Here is a 3,924-nt window from a genome sequence, read left to right on the forward strand (position 1 = left end):
CGTCACCGTCGGGCGCAAGCCGCTCACCGAAGGCTGGGGGCTGGACCAGATCGACCTCGACATGGCCGGCAAATTCATCCGCGTCGACGAGCAGTGCCGCACCTCGATGCGCGGCATCTTCGCCATCGGCGACGTCACCGGCGAGCCGATGCTGGCGCACCGGGCGATGGCGCAGGGCGAGATGGTGGCCGAGATCGTCGCCGGTCACAAAAGAAGCTGGGACAAGCGCGCAATACCCGCCATCTGCTTCACCGATCCGGAACTGGTCACGGCCGGCCTGTCACCTGACGAGGCGAAGGCGCTCGCCGGCGAGGTCAAGATCGGGCTATTCCCCTTCGCCGCCAACGGCCGCGCCATGACCAAGCAAGGCGAGGATGGTTTCGTCCGTGTCGTCGCCCGCGCCGACAATCATCTGGTGCTGGGTATCCAGGCGGTCGGGCAAGGCGTGTCGGAACTGTCGGCGGCCTTTGGCCTGGCGCTGGAAATGGGGGCGCGGCTGGAAGACATCGCCGGCACGATCCACGCCCATCCGACGCAGGGCGAAGGTTTCCAGGAAGCAGCGCTCAAGGCGCTGGGTCAGGCGCTGCATATTTGAAAAGGTGTTATCTCCCCCCTTGAGGGGGAGATGGCCGGCAGGCCAGAGGGGGTCGGTGCGACCGGACGCGACCTCCCTTGCGACAGATCGAGGTTAGCGCTCCACGCGAAACGACCCCCTCTGTCGCCTTCGGCGACATCTCCCCCTCAAGGGGGGAGATCACCCAGCTCACCCCGCCAGCCGGCTTTCCATCTCGTGCTGGGCGTAGGCGCGGCCGAAGCGGTTGGCGAGGAAGGCGTCGAGCGCGATGTCCTCCTGGCGGACGAAGCCTTTCGCCGGCAATGTGCCGTCGGCGAGCATGTCGAGCACGGCGCAGATGCCGGAGGCGGTGGTGATCTGGATGGCGCTGCGCACCAGAGTGCCGACGCGCTTCGAGTAGATCTTGTTGGCGTAGGTTTCCTGCAGCAGGCGGCCGCTCTTGCGGCCCGAGACGGTGACGAAGACGATGACGACGTCCTGCAGCGTCGCCGGCAGGGCGCTTTCGAAAATGTCCTTCAGCACGTCGCGACGGTGACGCAGGCCGAGATCGTTGAGCAGCGCCTTCATGATCGCGGCGTGGCCGGGATAGCGGATGGTGCGGTAGTTCAGCGTGCGCACCTTGCCCTTCAGCGTCTCGGCCAGCGTGCCCAGCCCGCCCGAGGTGTTGAAGGCCTCGTAGGTGACGCCGTCGAGCGAGAACTCCTCGCGCTCCTCCAGCGGCGGCACCTCGATCAGCTCGCCCTCGACGATCGCCTCGCAGGGCTCGCAATATTCGTTGATGACCCCGTCGGTGCTCCAGGTCAGATTGTAGTTCAGCGCGTTCGACGGATATTGCGGCAGCGCGCCGACCCGCATGCGCACGCTCTCCAGCGTGTCGAAGCGGCTGGCGAGATCGTTGGCGACGATCGAGATGAAGCCCGGCGCCAGCCCGCATTGCGGAATGAAGGCGCTGCTGGCATCGCGCGCCAGCTCCTTCACCCGCCTTGTGCTGACGACATCCTCGGTGAGATCGAGATAGTGCACGTCGGTAGTGGCGGCCGCCTCGGCGATGCGCGTGGTGAGATGGAAGGGAGCGGCGCTCAGCACCGCGAATTTGCCGGCAAGCGCTGCCTCGAGCACGCCCGGCGCGGCGATGTCGAGTTCCATGGTCTCGACGCCCGCGGGGAGTTCGGCCGCGGCAAGCTGCGCCGCCGAGCGGTCGACGAGCGTCACGCCATAGTCGCCGGTGGAGGCCAGCATCTCGGCGATGGTCGAGCCGATCTTGCCGGCGCCGACGACAACGATGTTCTTCATGATCAATACCCCTGCCATTTCGCGTTACGCAATTCCGGACGGAAACCGCTTCACACCTTTCCTGGAATTGCTCCTGAGCTGGCCGGAATCATCGCAGCTTGCCTGTCGAAAGGAAGCGTGAAATTGTACGAAACGAAATGCCGCTTTTAACAATATGCCGACAAGGATCGTCGAAATGATCAGCGATGCCGAACAGGCCCTGCTTTCACTGCTGCGCGCCAACGCGCGCGCCTCGACCGCCGAGCTCGCCCGCCAGCTCGGCGTGTCGCGCACCACGGTGCAGAGCCGGATCGAGCGGCTGGAGCGCCGCGGCATCATTGCGGGCTACGGCGTGCGGTTGTCGCCCGACTATGAGCAAGGGCTGGTCCGGGCGCATGTGCTGCTCACCGTGACGCCGAAGCTCGCCGACAAGGTGGTGCGCAGCCTGCAGGCGCTGCCGCCGGTTAGGACGCTGCACTCGGTGAGCGGCAATTTCGACATGATCGTCATCGTCGATGCGCCGTCGATCCGCGATCTCGACACACTGCTCGACCAGATCGGGGCGATGGATGGGGTCGAGCGGACGTCGTCGTCGATTATTTTATCGACGCGGATCGATCGGTGAAACTGTTGAGATGCTGGCGCGAGGGGCGAAGGAACGCTGCGCTTCCTTTTCAACGCCCCAAGCAGCCTACGCCCTGCGCCGCTCCGGCCCGTTGTCCAGCCAGGCGACATCTTCCGGCGATAGCTTGATATCCAACGCCCTGAGACTGTCCTCCAGCTCGTCCAGCGTGCGCGGGCCGATCAGCGGCACTGACGGGAAGGGCTGCGCCAGCACATAGGCGAGCGCGACATGGATCGGGCTCTTGCCGAGACGGTTGGCAAGCTCGATGGCGCGGTCGCGGCGGCCGAAATTCTTCTCGGAATACCAGACGCGCACCAGCTCCTCGCTATCATGCTTGTCGCGGCCGGCGCGATCGGTGAAGAAGCCACGGCCCTGGCTCGACCAGGCGAAGTTCGGCATCTGCCGCGCCGTCAGCCAGGCCTTCCAGTCGTCGGTGGACGAGGTGACGCAGCCGGCCCAGATCGGCTCCAGCATCTCAGCCAGCGAGAAATTGTTGGAAAGCGCGCCGGGCTTCTGCTTGCCGGTGCGCTCGGCATAGGCAATCGCCTCATCCATGCGCTCCATGGTCCAGTTCGACCCGCCGAACGGACCGCGGATGCGGCCGGCCTTGACCTCGGCGTCCATGGCGTCGACGAATTCGCCGACCGGCACGTCCGGATTGTCGCGGTGCATGAAATAGATGTCGACATGGTCGGTCTGCAGCCGGTCGAGCGACTGGGCGAGCTGCTTGCCGATCACATCGGGATAGCAGAGCGGTGAATGCGCACCCTTGCCGATCACCACCGACTGCTCGCGCACGCCGCGGTTTCGCAGCCAGTGCCCGAGCAGCGTCTCGGTATAGCCGGCGCCATAGACGTAGCCGGTGTCGAACAGATTGCCGCCGGCCTCGAAGAAGGCGTCAAGCAGGATCGAACCCGAAGAGAAGGTCCGGAAATCCTCGAAGCCGAGCGCCACCACAGACGTCGGCTTCGGCAGGCCGGGGATGGCGCGCTTGCCGATGGCCTTGCCATCAGTGCGCAGCGGCCGGCCAACGATGGTGTTGAGGCGCTTAGCCGGCTTTTCGATCTCGTACTCCAGCCCAACCGCGGCGCGCCATTTGTCGAGAACACGCAACGTGCCGAGGCTGTCGGCCCAGGACATGCCTGGCCAGGCGAATTCCTGGCGGCCGGCGAGGATCGCCTCGCCGGCACCATCGACCTCGAAGGAATAGACATGGCGCGTCTCGTTGACGCTGATGGTCTCGCGTGCGTGGCCTGCCCGGATCAGGTCGATCCGGCCCTGCCCGACGTCGCGGTTGCCACCGGCGAACCAGAAGTCCGGAACCTCGATGCGACCCTTGGTGCCAAAAATGCGCAGCACATTGTCCTGGTCGAGCGAAATGCTGCAGGAAAGCTCGGCGACGATGCCGCCGGCAAACTGCAGCAGCGCCGAGGCCCACTCGTCGACCTGTCTC

Annotated in this window: 4 protein-coding genes; 2 read left to right on the plus strand and 2 right to left on the minus strand. The window is 65.5% G+C overall.

What is annotated here, in order from left to right:
• A partial coding sequence (locus EN781_RS27955; protein ID WP_189347900.1) for an FAD-dependent oxidoreductase occupies nt 1-595 on the plus strand: 595 nt, incomplete at its 5' end.
• Between the two features lie 168 nt (nt 596-763).
• Here EN781_RS27955 and EN781_RS27960 read toward each other — a convergent pair.
• Nucleotides 764-1,867, minus strand: a complete 1,104-nt coding sequence (locus EN781_RS27960; RefSeq protein WP_126057339.1) for a saccharopine dehydrogenase family protein — start codon at nt 1,865-1,867, stop codon at nt 764-766.
• Nucleotides 1,868-2,042: 175 nt separating this feature from the next.
• On the opposite strand from EN781_RS27960, the gene EN781_RS27965 reads away from it, so the two are divergent.
• Entirely contained in the window at nt 2,043-2,471 is a 429-nt protein-coding gene (locus tag EN781_RS27965; RefSeq protein WP_126057340.1) for an Lrp/AsnC family transcriptional regulator, read from the plus strand.
• 66 nt (nt 2,472-2,537) lie between these two features.
• On the opposite strand, the gene EN781_RS27970 is transcribed toward EN781_RS27965, so the two are convergent.
• Nucleotides 2,538-3,924: aldo/keto reductase (locus tag EN781_RS27970; RefSeq protein WP_127400533.1), on the minus strand; the 1,387-nt coding region annotated here is incomplete at its 5' end.

This window comes from Mesorhizobium sp. M4A.F.Ca.ET.090.04.2.1 (genome assembly GCF_003999085.1).
Classification (GTDB): Bacteria; Pseudomonadota; Alphaproteobacteria; order Rhizobiales; family Rhizobiaceae; genus Mesorhizobium.